Here is a 21,784-nt window from a genome sequence, read left to right as displayed (position 1 = left end):
TGCAGCTCAACAGGCGCGTTTGATGATGCGCAGCGCAGCATTCCACAAATCGAGGCTGATAGTCGACCTGGGTGAATCACATATCATTGCCCAATAGTTCAGCCCATATCGCGAGGCATGCGGCGGGCGATTTGTGTCTTCAGCACTTCGTAGAATTCGGGTTGTGCAATTCGGCTTCTTTCCGCCGCAGTCAGTTGTTCCAACGCGGCCTGCCACGATTCGATCGGAGGGATCTGAAGATTGATCCAGCCGGGACGCGGTTGACAAACGGTGATTCCAGGAAGCGAAATATGATGCTGTCCGCGACTGATCCCCAGGTAGACTCGCCGACTGCCCGCCGCGTGCGGTGGATCTTCGACTCGGATCGTCAGTTTACCGACGTTGGGCTGTGACGGGGCGTGTTCGATCGCAGATGATTGCGACAGTAGGTTCCGGCGGCGCGACGGAACTTTTGCGGCGCGATGCGGCTGAGTCGCAGCGTGACTGTGTTCCGGAGTCGATGCTGATGATGAGCAGTCCAGGACACGGTCGCAGTTGCACTGCGAAGTGCTGTCGGGCCGCCAGCACCTACAGAACAGAGATCACGAATGGTGATGCCGGACAGGCGACGGGCTGATTCCATGAGTTCGTGCCCATGGCTAAGTGCTTTGGCTCATCCGGGGCGGAAACAAGTTGTCACCGTAAAATCCTTTCTCGCTTGAGCGATAGGAGATCTGTGGATTGCAGAGGGCACAGTGCGAATGGGAGCCGTTTTGGTGCGCGTTCACGATTCGGAGAATCGTGCCACATTTTGCGGTGTCGGGTTTTGGCCGTGCAATTTGGGGACAGAGATAAAGTGTCAATGACTATTTCACAGAGGTCTCGGTTGTGATTTTCTTGCGTTATTAATTCTGGAAGGACTGAGCTATGTGGCAGCGATTGCGTTGTTGGGCTCACACTCGCGGGATAGGTGCTGCCGCGCTTCGTGCTAATCGCAGGACAAACCTATCTCGCCGTGCATCGGATCGCACATGCTCAATACCCGAATATTGGCACACGAGGCACATTCCCGCCCGCCGTCGCGTGGCGAAGGCAGGAGGCGTGAAGACATTTGCCCGTATCGGCGACATCGTGCTGTGGTGCTGCGGCAGGTACTTTGTTGCTTCCCAGCGGATGCGTAGCAGAAGCACCGCCGGCGCCTCAGTTCCGAGATCGTCACCCGCCCGCCACGCCAACCGCCCGCCGGTGCGTACCGGCAATTCTGAGTGGCAGTTGACCATATCCCGAATCAGACCTACAGTTGAAGCGTGGCCGCGCTGACGCGGTCAAAAACACCAGCATTTTCGGAACTTAGTGGCAACTCAATGGCTGATTCGCCCAAAAAACCACCCGCTAACGGCCCCAAGGGACGTGATCCTCGCAAAGAGCGAAATCAATCGGGCAACGGACTGTGGTATCTACTCGTCTTCGGCGTCGTCGGTCTCCTGGTTTTCTCAACCATGAGCCAGGGGCGAAGCGGCAAAGAGATGTCGCTGTCAGAATTCAAGCGGCAGGTGTCGGAGAATTTATTGAATTCCCGCAATGTCTATGAGCTGACCATCGGGCCGACTCAGATGACATGGCAGGACAAGTCCATTGAAGAAGTACGTAAAAATGACGTGACAGCCGAACGGTCTTACGTCGCGTTGTGGGGTGTCGGCGACGAAGCTCGCAACGACCTTCAAAAACTGCTGGACGGCAAAGGCGACGAAACTCGCGAACCGATCGAATACAAAGCGGCTCCCACACCATCGCCGTGGGCCGAATTGATGCCCATGCTGTTTTTAACAGCGCTGATGATCGGCGTGATCATCTTTATGCTGCGACGACTCGGCGGAGCGGGTTCAGCCATGTCGTTCGGTCGCAGTCGAGGGCGATTGTACGCTCAGGAAGATGTCAGCGTCACGTTCGAAGACGTGGCGGGCATTGATGAAGCGGTGGAAGAACTGAAAGAGGTTGTCGAATTTCTGAAGACACCGCAGAAGTATCAGTCGCTTGGCGGACGAATTCCGCGCGGCGTTTTGCTGGTGGGGCCTCCCGGAACCGGCAAGACGATGTTGGCCAAGGCTGTCGCGGGTGAAGCGGGAGTTCCGTTTTTCGGGCTGTCTGGTTCGGACTTCGTGGAGATGTACGTCGGTGTCGGAGCGGCTCGCGTGCGAGACATGTTTCAGCAGGCGTTGCAGCGTTCGCCCGCGATCATCTTCATCGACGAATTGGATGCACTCGGCAAAGTGCGCGGTAGTGGTGCGCCAGGCGGGCATGATGAACGCGAACAGACTCTGAACGCACTGCTGGTCGAGATGGACGGCTTTAGCACGGATCACAGTGTGATTGTGATGGGAGCGACCAACCGACCGGAAACGCTGGACCCGGCGTTGATGCGGCCCGGCCGTTTCGACCGTCATGTGCTGGTCGATCGACCGGACATCAAAGGTCGAGCTGCCATTTTGAAGGTGCATTCTCAGAAGATCAAGATGTCTGACGACGTCGACGTGCAGCGATTGTCGAAGCTGACGCCAGGTTTCGTCGGAGCGGATTTGGCGAACCTCGTCAACGAAGCGGCGCTCTTGTCGGCTCGACGAGGCGACAAAAAGGTCACGATGCAGGCCTTCGAGGACGGCGTGGAACGTGTGATGGCGGGGCTGGAAAAGTCGAGTCGCATCATCATCGAAGAGGTCAAGCGCCGCGTGGCGTGTCACGAATGCGGTCACGCGTTAGTTGCGGACAGCCTTCCCAACACCGACCCGGTTCACAAGATTTCCATTATCCCGCGTGGCATGGGGGCGCTGGGCTATATGCTGCAGCTTCCGGAAGACGACCGCGAGTTGTTGACGCAGTCGGAACTGGAAAGCCGCATCGCCGTGCTGTTAGGCGGCATCTCGGCCGAGCAGATCGTTTACAACGAAACATCTACGGGCGCTCAAAACGACCTTCAGCGCGCCACTGATCTGGCTCGCCGAATGGTGACTGAGTTCGGCATGAGTCCTCGCCTGGGGCGCATGTTCTACAGTGAATCGCAGTCGTCTCCGTTTCTAACGGGGTCGGGGACCGTGGTCCGGGATTCGATGCACAGTGAAGAGACGCTGCGTGAGATCGACCTGGAAGTCAAACGTCTTGTCGACGAAGCGTACCGCAGCGCTTACGAAGTGCTGATGTCCAAACGAGCGGTTCTGGATCAGCTAAGTGAAGAACTGTTCGAGATGGAGACGATGACGGCTGAGCACATGCACAAGGTGATTGACCAGCACCGTGACGGACCGAAAATTGTTCCCGGCACGTCGGCCGCTCTGACGGATGCAAGCCAGTCTGCGGATGGCGAGGCAACGGAAGCGGCCGACCAGGACGCTCCGGAAGCTGCTGACGGATAGCAGCGCTGGCGAACGAGGTGCAAGCTGGCCTCAATTGGCGGCGAAGCCTGTGGATCGTTTAACCCGGAGGCGCAGGCGTCCGGCGATGGGCGTCCGTGGGTGTTACGCTTCCGCTGCGATACGGCCGTCCCCAGCAACGCCTGCGCCTTCGGCTGCGGGTTAAACGACTGGTATGAATCCGGCTGTAGTAGGCTGGAGATCCTGAGTCGAAAGTTCTTCGCCACAGGCGGTCTGAAACCTTGCCGCGGTGACAATCGTTCGGTGCGCGATCTGGCGGCGAAGCCTTGTGGATCGTTTAACCCGTAGCCGGAGGCGCAGGCGTCGGGTGATGGGCCTCCGTGAGAGTTCCGCTTCCGCTGCGATACAGCCGTTCCCAGTAACGCCTGCGCCTTCGGCTGCGGGTTAAACGACTGATATGAATCCGGCTGTGATAGACTGGAGCCCCTAAGGCGCAGGTGTCGGGTGATGCGCGTCCGTGGGTGTTGTGTTTCCGCTGCGATACAGCCGTTCCCAGCAACGCCTGCGCCTTCGGCTGCGGGTTAAACGACTGGTGTCTTTTTGCTGCTGGTTACGCTTCCAGTTCGTGGACTTCGATCAGCGTGTTCAGTTTTGTGATTTGCAAAACTTCTTTCACGTCGTCGCTGGGGTTGAAGATCTGGACGGTTGGGGTGAGTTTGTCGAGCTGCTTGAGCGACACCAGCAGGCCGAGCATGCCGCTGGGCACGAGCTTCACGCCGCTGAGGTCGAATGCGACGATGCTGGAGTCGTTGGCGACCAGTAAGTCAGAAATGGCGGCTCGGTAATGAGCGGCGTTGAATTCTGACGGGACGTCCTGTCCATCAAAACCGAGCACCGTGGTGGGGCCCACGCTGTAGACTTTCAGCAGGCCGTCTTCGGTCAGGGCGTACTGCGGGCTGTGGAATCCACTGTCGTCGCTGCTGTCTAATTCAGGTTCGTCTGACATGAATCACTCCGCGGCAATCTAGAAGTAAGGGGCTATCAACCAGGACGTTCGGGCGATTTACAATCGTATTGTAAGGGGTGAGAGCTTCTGTCGCGAATCCAGCAGCGGACAATCATGGTCGAATTGCAGAACCGGCCAAATGGCTGGCAGTGACCGAACCTGTTGCCAGGAAAGGTGTCCGATCGGGTAAACTGGGGGTACTTTTTTGCTTTACACAATTCGCATCCATTGCTACAACGCTGCTCGCCGATGAAACGTTCGTCGGAAAACACTACCCCATGGTGTAATTGGTAGCACGGCAGATTCTGGTTCTGTAAGTTGGGGTTCAAGTCCCTGTGGGGTAACTTAAGCTGCTTTTGCATGTTCTGTGCGAAAGCAGCTTTTTTCATGCGCTGCGTCATTTCACGTTCGACAAGGTTTCTGCATCCGTGTTTCCTCTGAAAGATGACATTCAGTCCCGTACGACACCCGTCGTCAACCTGACGCTGATTGGCGCGTGTGTGCTGGCGTTTCTGCTGCAGATGAATGACACCGATGGCCTGGTTAACGACTACGGCATGATTCCTGCGCGAGTCAGCCAGCCGGACGCAGAACTGGTGACGTCGGAACAGCGAATGGTGAAGACCCCGTTTGGCGTGCAGGAAGTGACCATTCAGTCGACGTTGCCGAGACCTCGATTTCACCCCTACACCACACTGCTAAGCTGCATTTTCCTGCATGGAAGCCTGATGCACCTGGCGGGCAATTTGTGGTTTTTGTGGGTGTTCGGCGACAATGTTGAAGATCGGATGGGTTCGGCCCGGTATCTGCTGTTCTATCTGGGGGCAGGAGTCGCAGCCAGCCTGACTCATTTTGCCTTCCAGCCTGGTTCGCCCATCCCGACGATCGGCGCCAGCGGAGCGGTCGCCGGGGTGATGGGAGCGTACCTGTTGCTGTACCCTCACGCCCGAGTCACCACGCTTGTGCCGATTTTCTTCATCCTGCAGATCATGATCATTCCCGCTCCCATCTTTCTGGGAGTCTGGTTCGTGATCCAGCTGTTGCAGGGCTCGTTTTCGATGGGGAATGCCGAAGCCGCCGGCGTTGCCTGGTGGGCTCACGCGGGCGGCTTTGCGTTCGGTTTTGCGGTGGCGTGGCTGCTGCAGAAAGACGACCGTCCTTCCAGACCACGAGTCCGCGTCATTCGACCGGATTCGCACGAATGGTAGCCAGTGGTTAGGTCGTTGAGTTTGCAACGGCAGAGTCTTCCGCTGCCGTTGTTGCTCTCGCTCGCAGAAATCGCGTGGCGTTGGGTTTTCACGTTGGACGCGCACATGCACCTCCCCCAGCGCAGCGTTGGGCGGAGGTCGGACGGAGCTGAGCAACGTCCGGGAGGGGGCTCGTGCTTATGCAGGGCGGGTTGCGCGGACGGCCCTCCCCCGAACGTCGATGCGCTTGTTCGACCCCTCCCTTGCCTTCGGCTGGGAGGGGTGAAAGAGACGCTGGACAGGCGGTCGGTGGCTTTATGTTTTCCGCGGGCACTTTGCTATGTGTGTGACCTTCCCGTACATAGCGCACCGGCCGTCAGGGCGACGTTCCGCTGGCGGCCTGCTGTTCGATTTGCTGCAGGATGGGTTTCAGGTCGGCCACCGATTCGACGATGAAATGAGCGCCGGCTGCATTCAGCTTGGCGGCCGCTTCGTCGCATTTCGCCGCGACTTCGTCAGCGCTGAGTGCCGCAAGTTCTTTGACGGACAGGCCCACGCCGTTGCCAGTGCGAGTTACTCCGACCGTCCAGCAGCCAGCGTTGCGGCCCGCTTTGATGCCAACGGGCGTGTCGTCTACTTTGACGAATTGCCACAGCGGATAGACATCCATCCGTTTGGCCGCTTCGTAGATCAGATACGGGGCTGGTCGACCTTTGGGAGCGTCTTCTGAGCACAGCACGCAGTCGGCTTCGTAGCCCTGAGCGGCCGCTGCCGGAGCGACAACTTCCATCAGTTCTCGCGTGTATCCGGTTGATGAGCCAATCTTCAGACCTCGTTGCCGACACCATGCCGCGATGTCCGTTGCACCGTCGATCATCTGACAGTGTTCGGCCAGCGTGTCTTTTTGCAGTGGCAGAAAGTCGGCGTACATCGCGTCGATATCGGCTTCGCTGCACACGCTGCCAAACTTCGCCTTCCACGCGGCTGCCACATCCGGCATCGCAGCGATGGTGGCAATGTGAGCTCGCTTGGCCATACCCATTGGCTCACGTGCCTGGGCGGCTGAGATATCGATCCCACGTTGGCGAAAGATTTCGCGAAACACAAAGGTCGGGGCGAGGCAGCCATGATCAATCATGGTGCCGGCCCAGTCGAAAACAATTGCTTTGATATGTTGGAATGGTTCAGTCATACGTTTACCGATTCAAAACGGCATTTCATCGCTGTTAGGGTCATAGTCATCGAACTCGTCGTCATCATCATCGTCATCATCGTCAAGGTCTCGATCGGGATGCAACGGATCGTCGCGCGAAAAGAAGAAATCGCCAAGTCCCATGGGCACCGCGTTGCCGCCGAGTGATTGATTCTTCTTTTCGGCCAGAGTCTGCAGGTCGACGGCGTCATCGCCCAGACAGCGTTCCAGCGACTCACGCCACGCATCATCTCGTGCGATCGGATGGTCGGATTCCTGAGCCAAACGTTTGAGTGCAAACCGCAGAATGTTGATGCCGTCTCGCGTGGAGAAGTCCAGGTTCAGTGAATGTGATTCCTGCAGGAAGTCGACCGTGAGGTTCAGCATCTGGTCGTCGGCAAACGGAAGGTGATACTTCAGAATCGACATCTCATCATCACGCGACGGATGACCCAGCGACAGCGTCGGCTGAAGGCGGCTGAGAATGTAGTCGGGGATTTCAAAGGTCGATTCGTCTTCATTCATCGTCACCGCACAGCGGAAGTCCGGGTGAGCGTGTATGGTGGTTCCTGCGACAATCGATTCGGCATACCGACGGTAGTCCAGCAGCGGCGCCAAACTGGCCCATGACTTTTCATTCATGCGGTTGCCTTCGTCCAGAATGCAGATGCCGCCGCGAATCATGGCCGTCACCAGCGGCGATGCGTGGTAGGCGATCTTTCCGCTTTCGGCCAGCACGGGAGTCACCAGAAGGTCTTCCGGCCGCGTGTCTGCCGTACATTGATAAATGTACAGGTCCTGCTCACGAGCTCGCGCGCCCGCGGTGGCCAGCGTTGTTTTGCCGATGCCGGGCGTGCCGACCAATCGCGGTGTCAGCGGCAGGTCTTTTTCGTCGACCACCAGCCAGCAGGCCAGCAGCTGCCGCAGAACGTCGGTCTGGCCGATCCAGTCGCCCGGGCTGCTGTCCGGAGTGGATAGGTGCAGAGTGATTCCGTCAATTTTGTGTGTTTTAGACATCAATCCGTGGGTTCGAATGTTCAAAATGTGGCAAAACGAGCCATTGGCGACGCGGCCGTTTGGACGGGAGCCGAATGAGCGCCGATTCGCGGCGTTCTGTCAACCAACTGTAGGAAACCGTAACAAAATCCCCGTTCTTCCGGCTGGCAGCATCGTTTTTGATTGATCAAAATTATCATTTTGGTTAGTTAAAACAGCATGATAATACGTTCCATCACAGAGAATGGCTTGCGGCTTGAAGCGAATGTGCCGCGCTGGCGTCGCTTTGACGCGAAATCCCGGGGGACTTCAAATGCTCGGAATGGGGTTCGCTCGAGAGAACTGCGACGCCGATTTCACCTGCTTTTCGCTGTCGCATTGCCACTTTTTCTGTTCCTTGGCGGCTGTGCGAAGCCGGCCGAATCGGAAAACGGTGAGGCGGGCGTTGTCGAAACCTTCGACGGTGACGGCCCGATCAAAGTTGTTTGCACGACCAACATCATCAAGGATCTGGTGCGGCAGATTGGCGGAAAACACGTCACGGTGACCGCCATTATGGACGGTCCCAGCATCGATCCTCACAGCTACACGCCGTCGCCCAAAGACACAAACCTGTTAACAGCCGCCGATCTGGTGGTGTATTCCGGGCTGCATCTGGAAGGCCAGTTTGATGCCGCACTGGAAAGTCTGAAACATCGCGGCATTCCTGTTATCTGCGTAACGGACGGCCTGAAGAACGAGTCGCCAAGTCGGCTGATTCAGACGGACGACGGAGTCGCGGATCCTCATGTCTGGTTCGACCCAAATCTGTGGGCCACGTGCGGCGAATGGCTGGGCAGTGAACTCAGCACATTCGATCCTTCTCATGCAGAGGACTACAACGCCGCAGCCGAACGCTTTGCTGTTCAGATGAAAGACACGATCGCCGAAGGCGTAAAGCTGTTGGCGAACGTACCGGACGATCGGCGAGTCCTGGTGACGGCTCACGACGCGTTCGAATATTTTGCACAAGCCTTCAACTTTGAAGTGCAGGCCGTGCAGGGGATTTCGACCGAAAGCGAACCGGGCGTGCGGCGAATCAACCAACTGATCGACCTTCTGGTTGCCAGAAAGATCGGCGCCGTGTTCACCGAACAAAGCGTGTCTGAAAAGAACATTCAGGCGCTGGTGGCTGGTTGTGAATCCGCCGGGCATCAGCTCACGATTGGTGGCAAACTGTTTTCCGACACGGCCGGCCCCGAAGGCACGCCGGAGGAAACTCTGGCTGGTGCTCTGCTGCACAACATTCGCGAAATCGCGGCCGCGCTGGAAACGAAGAAGGGCCAGTAGCCGTGGTGGATTCCAAAGTTGAACAACCGCCTGCGGTTCTTGATATCCACGACATGACGGTGGCTTACAATCGCCGTCCTGTGTTGTGGAACATCGACCTCACGCTGCGGGATCCGGGACTGATTGCGATTGTCGGCCCGAATGGGGCGGGCAAGAGTACCATGATTCGAGCGGTCATGGGGCTGGTGCCGATGGTTGGCGGCGATGTCACCGCGTGGGGCAATTCAATCAACCGCGAACGCCACCGCATCGGCTATGTACCTCAACGAGGCAGCGTCGACTGGGACTTTCCGATCAGCGTTTTCGAAACCGTGTTGATGGGCACCTTCGGATCGCTGGGTTGGTTCCGTCGTCCCGGTCGCAAGCAGCGCGAACTGACGATGCAGTGTCTCGAACGCGTCGGCATGCAGGATTTCGCCAAGCGTCAGATCGGTCAGCTTTCGGGCGGTCAGCAGCAGCGAGTCTTCCTCGCTCGCGCTTTGGCTCAGGAAGCAGAACTGTACTTCATGGACGAACCGATGGCGGGAGTGGACGCGGCCACAGAACGAATCGTGTTCGAATTGCTGAAGTCACTTAGCGACGAAGGCCGCACGATTGTTGTCGTCCATCACGACCTGCGCAGCGTGTCGGAATACTTCGACGAAGTGGTCCTGCTAAATGTCCGCGTGGTGGCGTCCGGGCCTGTGGAAACCACGATGACCGACGCCAATCTGCAGGCGACGTATGGCGGACGGCTCACAATTCTGGACCGCATGGCCGAAGCTGTTCAGCGACAGGTGGAAACCGAGTAGCGACGAGGCTGGGGCAACGATCCACCAGTAGGATTTCATCGTGTACAGCATCGACCTGACTTCTGACCAATCAGCACATATTCAGGAGCTGATCGATTCGTTCCCCGGTGACATGCCAAACAAGTTCCACGGAGATACACCATTCGTAAAGAAGTATCGGGCACTGCCGATGTATCTTGGATGGACAGAGACTACCGGATTACTCAGCGATGGCCGCGTTGTTAGGGGGAGTTCAGAAGGTGACTATGAAGGGCTGAAGCCGGTTGACGATCGTATTCTCTTTCTCACGTCGCTAATGGAAGCGGCAAAGCGATATCCTGGTTGCGACTTCCTGATTCCGCAGCGCCCGCTAGGTGCGGTCGACTGCGACGCTTGCAATGGAATGGGGACAATTCAGATTCCCGAGCTTTCAAAATTCACCTGCCCATGCGGCGGTGTTGGCTGGATCGACTCGTGACGACCGTTCCAAGGCGATGGTTGTTAAAGCAACAATTGTCTTCGCGAGTCGACTCGGCACTTCGCATGCGGGACAACGAACCGTCTGGCGGGTGGGTATCTGCCGCAGGTTGAGGCTTTCATTGCACAGTCAACGTGAGCACCGTCGGCACACTTGTGCGAATTCGCACGCGTCGCAGTGTGCTGTTGAAAGCTTTCCGGAGCACTCCTGAAACGGCACTGCATTTGCCCTGCAAGCTCATGGATCGAGTTCCCGAGGACGCCGGGCGCTTGAAGCGATGCCTTGAGTAACGCAAAATCTAAAGACAGGCATCGCCAGCGATGATTACGTTCGTAGTGAACCTCAGTTAGGAAGACCGTCATGATCAATCTCGACAAGATCCTGATTCCGACCGACTTCAGTGACTTCAGCAAGCCAGCAATGAGCTACGGGTGTGCGATTGCGGCTCGGTTTAACAGCCAGGTGCATCTGCTGCACGTGTGCCCGGATGCGGCGATGCTGGTTCCCGAAGCAGGGGGACTCGGCGGCGAAGCGTTGCTCGAACAAGCCACGGCGATGGAAGAAACGGCGATGGCGTCGTTGCGAGAACTTCCGCCGGACAACTGGGAAAACGGTCGCGATGTCGTCCGCGCCACGCGAGTGGGTTCGTCGTTTTACGAAATCATTCAATACGCTAAAGAGACGAATGTCGATCTGATTGTGATCGGAACTCACGGCCGTTCCGGGCTGATGCATTTGCTGATGGGCAGTGTCGCGGAAAACATCGTTCGCAAAGCGCCGTGCCCGGTGTTGACCGTGAAGCCGGACGGACACCAGTTTGTGATGCCGTAAGTCGAACGGCGAGAAATTCCGCACGACGTAGCCGCGTCTCGGAGAGAATGTGGATTCGAGTCTCGGGAGATATCGATTCAATTGATGATGCATTTTTCAGTGCGAATCGCCCTACGTCAGTAGAACAGGGGCGACTCATTGTAGCCATCATCGCTCCGCGTGATGAGCAGCGCAGAGGGCCGCTGCAAACAGTCGCCCCACGACGTCCGGAACTGAGACGTAAAACGCTGTCGATCGCAAACCATTCGTCCGGACTTTGTCTTTTACTTGTTCGGAACTCATCCCTTCGCCGCTCGTCACGCGGAGCGATGACGGCTACATTTGCCCGCGACCTGCGGAACGCTCATTGAGCATTGATCCAATTCCTGCAGCAATAAATCAGGAAGACTCGCGTACGTGCCATGCAAGCCCGGCTTTCAGGCGGGAGCCTGACCGACCAGAACTGCCGCTTCGAAAAAGCGGCCCGTCTGTTCCATCCGTCGGCGAAACGTTTACAGTGGCGTCTTCCCGCTTTCTGTTCTCGCGCGAAGAATCGATGGAAGACTTTCTATACGCTGTGCTGGCGTCGTTGCCAATCGTCGTCGTGGCCGTGTTTCTGGTGGGGCTGCGGTGGCCGGCCAGTCGAGCGATGCCGTTATCGTTGATCACTGCCGTGGTGTTGGCGTTGTTTGTCTGGAAAGTCCCCGGCTGGCAGGTGTTGGCCTACGGTCTTAGCGGCCTGGTAACGACCGCCAACCTGCTGTATATCGTTTTTGGAGCGATCCTGCTGCTGAACACGCTGCAGCAAAGCGGTGCGGTGAATGTAATTCGATCTGGCTTTCACGAAGTGTCTCCGGACCGCCGGATTCAGGTCATCATTGTGGCGTGGCTGTTCGGATCGTTTATCGAAGGAGCGGCTGGGTTTGGAACTCCGGCCGCCGTCGCCGTCCCGCTGCTGGTCGCTTTGGGCTTTCCTCCTTTGGCGGCCGTGGTTTCCGGCGTCATCATTCAAAGCACGCCGGTTTCGTTTGGAGCATTAGGCACGCCTATTTTGCTGGGCGTGAGTCGGGGACTCGGGCTGTCCGATGGCTTTCCGGACGATTCGTCCCTTCAACAAGCGGCGCTGTCTCTGAAACTGATCACAGAAACCGATCAATCAGCTTCCGCGCTTTTGCATGTGATCGGAATTCGAGTGGCTTTGGTCCACGCGACGGTCGGCACGTTTCTTCCGCTGATCCTGGTGTCGGTGCTGACGAAAGGGTTTGGAGCGGCGAAGTCATTTTCTGAAGGCCTGGCCTGTTGGAAGTTCGCTCTATTCGCCGCGTTCGCGATGACGGTGCCATCCGTGTTGACGGCCATGTTTCTGGGGCCTCAGTTTCCATCGCTGTTCGGCGGCTTGATCGGGCTGACAATCACCGTCGCGGCGGCTCGTCGAGGTTTCCTTATTCCGGCGGGAACGCCGTGGCAGTTTGCCGACCGAAACTCATGGCCCACCGATTGGACGGCATTCAACGCCAGCGATCCGACCGAGGAACTGGACGCTCGGCAACCAGTATCACAGTTGTCACTACGGCAGGCGTGGACGCCGTATCTGATCCTGGCTGTTCTGCTTGTCCTGTTCAGCTTGCCACAGTTACCAATCAAAGGATGGGTGACACATCCGAGCGTGGTTCTGTCCGTGACCAATTTGTTTGACACGCCCGCGAAGCTGGACAGCAAACCGCTGGCGTTGCCGGGGACGATTTTCGTGATCGTGTCTGTCGCGGCGTTTTTTCTGCATCGAATGGCAGTCGGTCAGTTTCGCACGGCAATCTCCGATTCGTTCCGCACGACGGCGCGAGCGTCCGTGGCGCTGGTGTTTACCGTGCCGATGGTGCAAATCTTTCTGGGGACGAAGGGGGGAGCCGCCGGTCTGCCCGAAATGCCACTGATGCTGGCTCAGCAAATGTCGGAACTCGCAGGCAAGGCATGGCCGCTGCTGGCTCCGTTAACGGGGGGGCTCGGAGCGTTCGTGGCGGGCAGCAATACGATCAGCAACATGATGCTGTCGAAGTTTCAGTTTGGCGTTGGCCAGCAAATCGGCGTCGACCCGTTTTGGGTGGTCGCGTTGCAGGCGGTCGGTGGAGCGGCCGGGAACACCATCTGCGTTCACAACGTTGTGGCGGCGTCTGCCGTGGCGGGACTGGTCGGACGCGAAGGCCAAATCATCCGGCGGACTCTGCCGGTGTTCCTGTATTACGCCACATTTGCGGGCATCATCGGTTTGATCATTGTTCGCTGATGAACGCGCAGAAACGGCCGTTCGGGACCAGATTTTGTGTTGATTTTTCGGCAGGAAATGCCGTTGAGCCGCGAATTCACTGCTGAAACACGTCTTTCGGTAGTTGGGGAGATCTGGTAAAACGTCAGGGCAAACACGGACGTTTTGTGCTGCCCGGGGGGCAGGTCGCTGTTTAATTCATCGGATGGGGAAGGAATCCCATGCAGGGTTCATTCTGGAAAACCGTGGCCGTTGTAGGTGTCATTGGCATCGGCAGTCTGGCCATTCTCGAAGTCCAGCACCGCCTGCCGCGTCAAAATGCGGCTCAGGAATCGTTGAACGCAGAGGCTTTGGCCGCCGAACTCATTACCGGCGAACCAGAAGGCCAAAAGTCTGTTGACGCGACGATGCAGCCTTCGGAATTCGACCGATTGATGGCGGCAACGAGCAGCGATGCGCCCGAAATGCCGCCGGGCGGATTCGATATGTCCGAACCCGCAGCGACGGAACAAGCCGACGAAAATAGCCCGTTTTACGGCAATGAACCTGCGATGGTTCAGCCGAATGCAGCGCCCGTTGACACCAGCGTCAAAGCTTCTGCGTTGGCTGCTGGCGGAAATCCGTTTGCTGCTGCGGAGGCTTCCGGAGCAATTGCTGCCAACTATCAGGCCGCTGGTGAAGAAGCCGTTCAGACGGTCGCGTTCACCGAAACCAAGCCGTTCGTCCCCGATGATGCCACTCAGCCTCAACAACCACAGCCCGCCGATCACGATCACGCGCATGACCATGCTCACGCTGAAGACCTGCGTCCATTTCGACGCGACGATGTGGAACCGATCGGAAATAGCGAAGGCACGCCGACCGCTGAAGAACCGACTTACAGCCCGTTTGTGACGGACGCAGAACCGAGTGCTCCCGCGCCTGATCCTGAGTTTGCTTCGCAGCAGCCCGAGAATGGGGCACCTGTCAATGGGTCGCCTGTGAACATGGCTCCGGCCAATTTTCAGGCGTCCGCCGCGCCCGCGAATCAACCGCAGGACAACGCGGCCGGCTCCGCAGCGCAGATGAAATTCTTCGGTGGCGATGACACTCAGCCACCGGCAGCCAGCAGCACGGCAGGCGAAGAAAAAACGACTCAGTTCTATGGCTCGCCTGAACAGCGGTTGCAGCCGACTCCGGACGAATCGCTTGCGACTCCATTTGGCGAAAGCCCACCCGGTTTCGGCGACGCTCCGCGCGACAGCATGCCTGTCGACGGCAACCCCGTCCAGCCTGCTGGTGGTCAGTTGGCGGACCCGTTTGACGGTTCGACGACGCCGTTTGACGAAGATCCTGGCACAGTGACGCCGGCTCCATTCGATCCCGCAACTCCAGACGCAAGACCGGCAGATCAGCCGTTGTCACCACGGCCATTTGAGCCCGATCCGGTGCCGATGCCACGGGAACCGAATCCACTGCCCGATCCACAAACTTTTCCCGACCAGTCTGAACCAGATGCGCCGCGCCCGACTCAGCCCGACTTCGCTGATCCGCGTCCCGATCGCACTTACGAAACTCCGGCAACACCTCCACGCCGAACGCCAGGTCGTCGAGCGACTCCTGACGACGGAACCCCTCTGCCGTTTGCGGAAGATGTTGAGCCTGTAGATTCCCGTCCACCGCTTAGCGACCCGGGTTTTGGATCGCCGCAGGAAGCCATTGATACACCACCGCTTTCGATTCCTGTTCCAAACAGTTCGATCGGTAATGAACCGCCGCCATACGAACCGGCTCCGTACGAACCGGCTCCTTACGAACCTCGAGACAACCGAGCTGACGACTTTCCACCACCGATGGACCCGCCCGCTAACGGCGGACGCGAATTTGGTGGCGACCGCGAATTCAACAGTGACCGCGAATTCAACGGCGGAGCCCGTGAATTTCCTGCACGCGATCCGGGCTTTAGTGACCCGCCGCGCGAATTCGGCGGCAACTCCGGAAACGGCAATTCCGACTACCGCGACCAGCCACGTGAATTCGGCAACGATCCGTCCTACAACAATGATTACAACAACAACGACCGCAACTTCGGTGACGATCGCGGGTTCGGTGATGACAATCGTGTGCCGATCAACCGAATTCCCAGCAACCCAATTCCAGACGATCGGCGTCCCACTGGCGACCGTCACTTCGGCGATATCCGTCCAGTCTCAGGAGTCATGCGGCCAAGCCTGGTGCTGGAAAAGACTGCTCCCAAGAACGCGACCGTTGGCACACCGTTGGATTACAACATTTACATTCGCAACGAAGGTGATGCGACGGCCTTTGACGTTGTCGTCGAAGACGATGTGACGGCCGGCGCAGACGTTGTGGGAGCTGCCCCCGATGCCAAGATCAATCGGACCACTAAGAAACTGATGTGGACGTTTGATCGCGTTGAACCAGGCGAAACGAAAGAGATTACTGTTCGAGTCGTCCCAACGGGCGAAGGAACTTTGGACGGTGTCGCAACTGTCCATTCAAAATCGCGAGTCAAAGCCACCACCGTCATTACAGCGCCAAAGTTGCGGCTGCAGATGGCCGGCCCAGACGCGGTCCGTTTGGGTGAAGAAGTGGCGTATCGATACGTCATCACAAACGAAGGCAGCGGTGAAGCTCGCGACGTTTACGTTCGCACGATGCTGCCGCCCAAAGGCGGACTGACTCATCCGGCCGGCAACGACATTGAATACGAAGTCCAGTCTCTACAACCAGGTGCTCAACGCGAGATTGTTCTGACTGTCGTCGCGTCGGAACCGGGTGAATTTCGAGCTGAAGCGGAAGTGACGGCGGCAGGCGGCGCGAAAGATCAGGCCGCGTGGCGAACCAATATTATCGGTGCTCAACTAAACATCGTCCGCCGCGGGCCGAGTCGACGTTTTGTCAGCCGCAGTGCGGTTTATGAAAACACGGTCAGCAACGAAACCAACATCGAAGCGTTCGACGCTAAGGTTGTGGAAACGGTGCCGGACGGCATGAAGTTCATGAACGCCAACAAGGGCGGTCGTTACAACCCGGAAACTCGCGAAGTCACCTGGCAAATCAATCGGCTGGGGCCAGGTAAGGACGAGACTCTAAGAATCGAACTGATGCCCACCAAAGCCGGCGATCGCGAAAGCGTTGTTCAGATCTTCGAAAACGCGGGCGTGCACGGCAGTAGCGAGAAGGCCACAACAGTGGTCGAAGACCTGCATAACGTCAGTGCCGACATTAGCCGCCTGGATGGCCCGGTCGCGCTGGGCCAAACCTTCGGCTTCACGATTACGGTCGACAATCGCGGCACGGCAGATGCCACCGACGTGCAACTGTTGATTGACGTGCCGCCCGAAATCGAAGTGCTGGCGGCGGGCAATCGTGAAGTACAGGGCTTTGTCGACAAAACGACCAACGAAGTCAGCTATCAGCTTGTCAGCCGCATCGCGGCCAACGAACGCAAGACGTTTGAAGTCAAGCTGAAGGGAACACGTCCAATCCGTAACAAAGTCCTGTCGGCTCGCGTGCAGTACGGCCAGATGGAACGCCCATTGGTGGTGTCGGAATCTGTGACCGTCTACGAAGAGCGACAGTAGTACGCAGCCAAGCGGATGTCGATTGCCTAAGGCAGCGGCGCGGCGAGGTGAAGTACCAGCGAACGTTTCTGTCCGTGACATTGGCACGGGCAGGAATGCTCACGTGGCTGGCTTGTTCGTTTCATACCGCTGCCTAAGTCATGGACGAGACTCGCGTCACGCAGCCGTTTGCGCATGCGAAGTTGCGCGCTCGCCATTCTGTCGCTTTCCCCCCCCCCGCACGCATGCTCACCGTCACGGCGCGGAACGACACCAATTGCCTATTGACGGATGCCTCAGTCGATAGCGAGTTGTCGCCGCGTGCGCTGGACCTCACGCCTTCCATTTCCGATCCCGCTTGCAACAACCGGTGGCCACGCTTACCTTTCGTCCACCGAATCAGATCTCTCCTTCCGCAAATGTCTCCATGATTGCTGCCTTCACCACGCAACACGCTCAAACCAGATTGATCCTGCTGGCGAGCCTGCTCTTCGCGATCACCGGTTGTTGGTCCGCCACGGGCGAAGCCCCCGACCCAAAAGACGCCGCAGGCAATGACGGCACCGCAGAAGAGAAAGTCGGCCGCTTTCCGATGCGCAGTGAAGGGCCTAAGACGCTCGACCCGGTCTTGGGTTCAACTGTTTACGACAATCGTTGCTGCAGCCAGATCATCGACACGCTGTTGCAGTACAAATATTTGAAGCGGCCGTATGAACTTGAACCGCAGCTACTGACGGAATTACCGGTCGAAATCGAAACGCCGGACGACCTTCGTAAGACGGCCTTCGAACTGGCCGAAGCCGCACGGGCGAATCAGCTGGCCGAATGGGAAGCGGCGAAAAAGCTGGCCGCCGAAAATGGTGATCCGCCGCCTCCCGAACCGCCGGAGGTTCCGGATCCGAATCCGATCACGTGGAAGTTCACTCTGCGCGACGACATTTACTTTCACGATGCCGACTGTTTTCCGGAAGGCAAGGGCCGCAAAATGGTGGCCAGCGATGTGTTCTTTTCCTGGCGGCGCATGGCTGATTCGACGATTGGCAGCAAGTGCTGGTGGTTGATGCGGGATTCCATCGTCGGCTTCGACGAATATCGCGATGATCAGCTAAAAAAGATTGAAGGCAAGCCGGACGCTCATTTCGATTACACGGCGGACGTGGCCGGATTTCGCATTATCGACGATCAAGTCTTCACGGTTACGCTTAAGAAACCGGCGGCTCGCTTTATGTGGGTGCTGGCCATGTTTCAGACCGGCGTGATTCCTCATGAAGCTTTGGAAGCCTATGGTAGTCGCTTCGGAATTCGTCCGGTCGGATCGGGGCCGTACACGCTTAGCGAGGGCGACTGGCAGTTTGGTCTACAGATGATTCTGCGCAGGAATCCCAACTACCGCGAAGAATACTTCCCCGAAGAACACATGCCGGAAGATGAAGAAGTCTTCGATCTGGAAAAGGCCAAAGGCAAGCGGTTGCCGTTTCTGGACACGATTTACATTTCGTTTTTCGAACAGGACCAGCCCATGTGGCTGCACTATCGAGCACTCGATTTCGACTACGCTCAAGTGCCCGACGAAAACATGCCGCAGGTGTTCAGTAAACGATTTGTGGATGGCAAGAAGTCACTGGTGCTGAAGCCAAACTGGCGCGACCAGGGAGTTCGCTACGAACCAGTTCCGCTGCTGGATTTTATTTTCATCGGCTTCAACATGGACGACAAACTGCTCGGCGGACTCGGCGACAAAGCCACCAAAATCCGCCAGGCGATTTCTTCTGCACTGGACTGGGACGAACGCAACGAAACGTTCTACTACGGCTTGAACGTGGTTTACGATGGAGTGATCCCGCCGTTGCTGGAAGGGCATCCGGAAAATGGCGAATCCGACGCCAGTTTCCGCGGCCCGAATTTGGAACGAGCTCGCAAACTGCTGGCAGAAGCCGGTTTTCCAAACGGTGAGGGTTTGCCAATCATTGATTACTTCGTTTCGCAGGGCCGCAACAATCGCGAACAAAGCGAAATGCTAAGTCGACAACTGAGCGCCATTGGAATTCGTATTCGGCCGAACCTTGTCGACTTCCCAACGCTGATGCAGACCGTCGACGACCGCAAGGCCCCGTTCTTCTCGTTTGCATGGGGATCTGACTACCCGGACGGCGAAAATAATCTGGCATTGTTTTACGGTCCGAATGAATCGCCCGGCAGCAATCACTTCAACTACAAGCGCGACGAGTACGATCGCCTGTACGAAAAAATTGTCGGCATGCCACCTTCGCCGGAACGTACTGAGATCTACATTCGCATGCAGGACATGCTGCTGCACGACGCGCCGTATGCCGGTTCGATGGCTCGCACAAGACATTACGTGATCCACGATCGCATGAAGTATTTCAAGCCCGTGGAAACGTTCGCGAATTGGTTTAAGTATGTGGATGTGGAACGGTAGATGTGTCGTCGGGCAGCAAAAAATAAATTGCCGTGCATCGTCAGCGATTGATCAACTCGCGACGATGACTCTCGCTTCAACACTTAAAATCGCCACTCCCTCGCTTTCGTAATATCACCTGACTTCAACATTCATGTCCAATAATTTCTTCACCCGCGTGGCGGGCACAATACCGTGGACTTACATCGTTCGACGAACGTTGTATTGCATCCCCGTGTACCTGGGCATCCTCATGCTGTTGATGCTGATCCTGCGCGTGCGAGATCCCGTTCCGGCCTTCATGGGCAAGAACGCCAGCCCGGAAGAAATCGAACTCAAACGGCAGGAAGTCGGCCTTGATCGACCCTTCCTGATTCAATACGCCAGCTTTGTTGGCAAGCTGTCGATCTTCAACTTCGGTGAAGAAAGCTGGCAGCAAAAAGGGCGTTCGGTCGGCGAAATCGTCGGCGGCGGAATCGGTCCGACGCTCGCACTAACCGTTCCCGCACTCACGCTGACAACACTGATCTCCGTATCCATTTCGCTGATAGCAGCTTGGTTTCGAGGCCGAATGGTGGACCGGTCGCTCGTGTTTTTAGCCGTGCTGGGGATGAGTATCAGCTTTCTGGTGTACATCATCGTCGGCCAGTACTGGCTGGGCTTCGCCATTCGATCCGGTGATTTCGCTCCGTTCGCCATCAGTGGATACGAAACTATTCAGCAAGCGGGTTTGTGGCCGTACCTTACTTCGAAGTGGCCCTACTATTGCCTGCTGCCGGTCATGATCAGCGTGATTGTTTCGATGGGGTATGACACTCGATTTTACCGAGCCGTGATGGTTGAAGAATCGCAGCGAGACTACATCACGACGGCACGAGCCAAAGGGGCCGATGAACGTCGCATCATGTTTGTGCACCTATTAAAGAACGCCATGATTCCGGTGATCACGCGAGTTAGCATCAGCATTCCGTTTTTGATTACCGGCTCGTTCCTGCTGGAGATGTACTTTCGCATTCCGGGTGTTGGTCGAGCGTTAATCACGGCGGTAAACCAGGCTGATTTTCCGGTTGTTCAGACGATCGGGGCCGTGTTCGCTGCTGCATATCTTGTCACCAACCTTCTGACCGACGTGCTGTACGCGATGGTTGATCCACGAGTGAGGTTGACATGAGCGGCGCTGCACCTCAATCCCGCGTGTGGGTGAAATTTGTCAAGCACAAGCCCGCGCTGATCGCTTTGGTGATCATTGGAATCTACGTCCTGATCGGTGTCGGCGTGCTGCTGGGGCTGGTGACGATCGAAGACACGGCGAATGAATACGGCGCACCATCGAAGCCTGGATTTGGCGTCGTGAGTTCGCCTGAAAAACGAGTCGACAATGCGGAATGGTTTCTCAACAAACTCAGAATCCCCCTCAGCAGCAGCGACCCTCAGGAATCGTTGAAAGAATTTCCCATCGCCGACTTACAGGCGGCCGACGCATCCACGGATGAACTTCGCGCCGCTTTGGCGAAGGGCGATGCTCTTTTGGCAGAACTGAAGGAAGTGCCCGATCTTGATGCGGAAGTGAATTCTTCATCAACCGTTGGCGTCGCAGCCGCGCAGAAGATCGAAGAACTGGAAGAAACAGTCGATAGCATGACGCATCTTACCGTCGGCCCTGTGCGACGCTGGCTGCATCTGTCGCTGGGCACCGACCGGCTGGGACGTTCGAACTTTTTGCGAGCCATCTATTCGGTTCGCGTCGCAATTTTGGTGGGGCTGGTGACCGGTTTCGTGTCGGTGCTGATTGGTGCGATCATGGGGCTGTTGGCTGGCTACTTCGGCGGCTGGGTCGACGTTGTAATCACCTGGCTGTATTCCACCTTCGCTTCGATCCCCAACATCGTGTTGTTGATTCTGCTGGTCTATGTTTTCCGAGAAGGCACGATCGACCAGATGATTAACGACAACACTGGCAACCTGCTGGAAAAGCTTCTGGGCGGTTCGCGGCTGGATGCAACGTTGATTCCTGTCTACGTTGCGTTCTGTGCCACGTTCTGGATTGGGCCGTGCCGTATCATCCGCGGCGAAACGCTGAAGCTGCGAGAACAGGAATATGTTCAGGCGGCTCAGGTGCTGGGCTACAGTCGCACAAGGATTCTGTTCCGTCATCTGCTGCCCAACGTGACTCATTTAATGCTTATCAATTTCTCGTTGCTGTTCATCGGAGCGATCAAATCCGAAGTGATTCTCAGCTTCCTGGGCCTTGGCGTTCAGGAAGGCACCAGCTGGGGACTAATGATCAGCGCGGCGAAGGACGAAGTTGTCAACGGTAACTTCTGGCAGATCGGCGTGGCGACCGCGTTTATGTTTGTGCTGGTGCTGGCGTTCAACATTCTGTCCGACGCTATGCAGGATATTCTGGACCCGAAACATGTGTGAACT

At 57.1% G+C, this 21,784-nt stretch carries 14 protein-coding genes and 1 tRNA gene; 12 read left to right on the top strand and 3 right to left on the bottom strand.

The window, feature by feature from the left end; all coding sequences use genetic code 11:
* The first annotated feature begins 1,343 nt into the window (after window positions 1-1,343).
* Window positions 1,344-3,386 (top strand): ATP-dependent zinc metalloprotease FtsH, encoded by a 2,043-nt coding sequence (gene ftsH, locus Fuma_RS11550; RefSeq protein ID WP_077028247.1) that lies wholly within the window; start codon window positions 1,344-1,346, stop codon window positions 3,384-3,386.
* Between the two features lie 568 nt (window positions 3,387-3,954).
* Here ftsH and Fuma_RS11545 read toward each other — a convergent pair.
* Entirely contained in the window at window positions 3,955-4,350 is a 396-nt protein-coding gene (locus tag Fuma_RS11545) for an STAS domain-containing protein (protein WP_083731975.1), read from the bottom strand.
* A 272-nt stretch (window positions 4,351-4,622) separates the two neighbouring features.
* On the opposite strand from Fuma_RS11545, the gene Fuma_RS11535 reads away from it, so the two are divergent.
* Window positions 4,623-4,694 (top strand) — tRNA-Gln (locus Fuma_RS11535).
* A gap of 84 nt (window positions 4,695-4,778) precedes the next feature.
* Window positions 4,779-5,558 (top strand): rhomboid family intramembrane serine protease, encoded by a 780-nt coding sequence (locus Fuma_RS11530; protein WP_077028245.1) that lies wholly within the window; start codon window positions 4,779-4,781, stop codon window positions 5,556-5,558.
* 355 nt (window positions 5,559-5,913) lie between these two features.
* Here the strand turns inward: Fuma_RS11530 and phnX are convergent, their stop codons facing one another.
* On the bottom strand, window positions 5,914-6,729 hold the full coding sequence (gene phnX, locus Fuma_RS11525; RefSeq protein WP_077024276.1) for a phosphonoacetaldehyde hydrolase: 816 nt from the start codon (window positions 6,727-6,729) through the stop codon (window positions 5,914-5,916).
* 12 nt (window positions 6,730-6,741) lie between these two features.
* Window positions 6,742-7,746 (bottom strand): AAA family ATPase, encoded by a 1,005-nt coding sequence (locus tag Fuma_RS11520; RefSeq protein ID WP_077024275.1) that lies wholly within the window; start codon window positions 7,744-7,746, stop codon window positions 6,742-6,744.
* A gap of 357 nt (window positions 7,747-8,103) precedes the next feature.
* On the opposite strand from Fuma_RS11520, the gene Fuma_RS11515 reads away from it, so the two are divergent.
* From Fuma_RS11515 to Fuma_RS11475, 9 genes are all read left to right on the top strand, one after another.
* Window positions 8,104-9,054, top strand: coding sequence for a metal ABC transporter solute-binding protein, Zn/Mn family (locus tag Fuma_RS11515; RefSeq protein WP_158520948.1), 951 nt, complete (start codon window positions 8,104-8,106; stop codon window positions 9,052-9,054).
* A 53-nt stretch (window positions 9,055-9,107) separates the two neighbouring features.
* Window positions 9,108-9,845, top strand: coding sequence for a metal ABC transporter ATP-binding protein (locus Fuma_RS11510; protein ID WP_077028243.1), 738 nt, complete (start codon window positions 9,108-9,110; stop codon window positions 9,843-9,845).
* A 40-nt stretch (window positions 9,846-9,885) separates the two neighbouring features.
* Window positions 9,886-10,302: a hypothetical protein gene (locus tag Fuma_RS11505; protein ID WP_077024274.1), complete on the top strand. Its 417-nt coding sequence runs from the start codon at window positions 9,886-9,888 to the stop codon at window positions 10,300-10,302.
* A gap of 360 nt (window positions 10,303-10,662) precedes the next feature.
* Window positions 10,663-11,133, top strand: a complete 471-nt coding sequence (locus Fuma_RS11500; RefSeq protein WP_077024273.1) for a universal stress protein — start codon at window positions 10,663-10,665, stop codon at window positions 11,131-11,133.
* Between the two features lie 496 nt (window positions 11,134-11,629).
* On the top strand, window positions 11,630-13,393 hold the full coding sequence (locus tag Fuma_RS11495; protein WP_218922422.1) for an L-lactate permease: 1,764 nt from the start codon (window positions 11,630-11,632) through the stop codon (window positions 13,391-13,393).
* 200 nt (window positions 13,394-13,593) lie between these two features.
* On the top strand, window positions 13,594-16,959 hold the full coding sequence (locus Fuma_RS11490; RefSeq protein WP_077024272.1) for a DUF11 domain-containing protein: 3,366 nt from the start codon (window positions 13,594-13,596) through the stop codon (window positions 16,957-16,959).
* A gap of 406 nt (window positions 16,960-17,365) precedes the next feature.
* The gene (locus tag Fuma_RS11485; RefSeq protein ID WP_077024271.1) at window positions 17,366-19,378 is read left to right on the top strand and encodes an ABC transporter substrate-binding protein; all 2,013 of its coding nucleotides are present in this window, start codon (window positions 17,366-17,368) and stop codon (window positions 19,376-19,378) included.
* Between the two features lie 133 nt (window positions 19,379-19,511).
* Window positions 19,512-20,528: an ABC transporter permease gene (locus Fuma_RS11480; RefSeq protein ID WP_077024270.1), complete on the top strand. Its 1,017-nt coding sequence runs from the start codon at window positions 19,512-19,514 to the stop codon at window positions 20,526-20,528.
* The gene (locus Fuma_RS11475) at window positions 20,525-21,781 is read left to right on the top strand and encodes an ABC transporter permease (RefSeq protein ID WP_077024269.1); all 1,257 of its coding nucleotides are present in this window, start codon (window positions 20,525-20,527) and stop codon (window positions 21,779-21,781) included. Before Fuma_RS11480 ends, Fuma_RS11475 begins: the two co-directional genes overlap by 4 nt.
* Window positions 21,782-21,784 lie beyond the last annotated feature (3 nt).

Source organism: Fuerstiella marisgermanici (genome assembly GCF_001983935.1).
In the GTDB taxonomy this organism is placed as follows: Bacteria; Planctomycetota; Planctomycetia; order Planctomycetales; family Planctomycetaceae; genus Fuerstiella; species Fuerstiella marisgermanici.
Note: the sequence above shows the minus strand (reverse complement) of the source record. Positions and strands in the feature narration are given on the sequence as shown.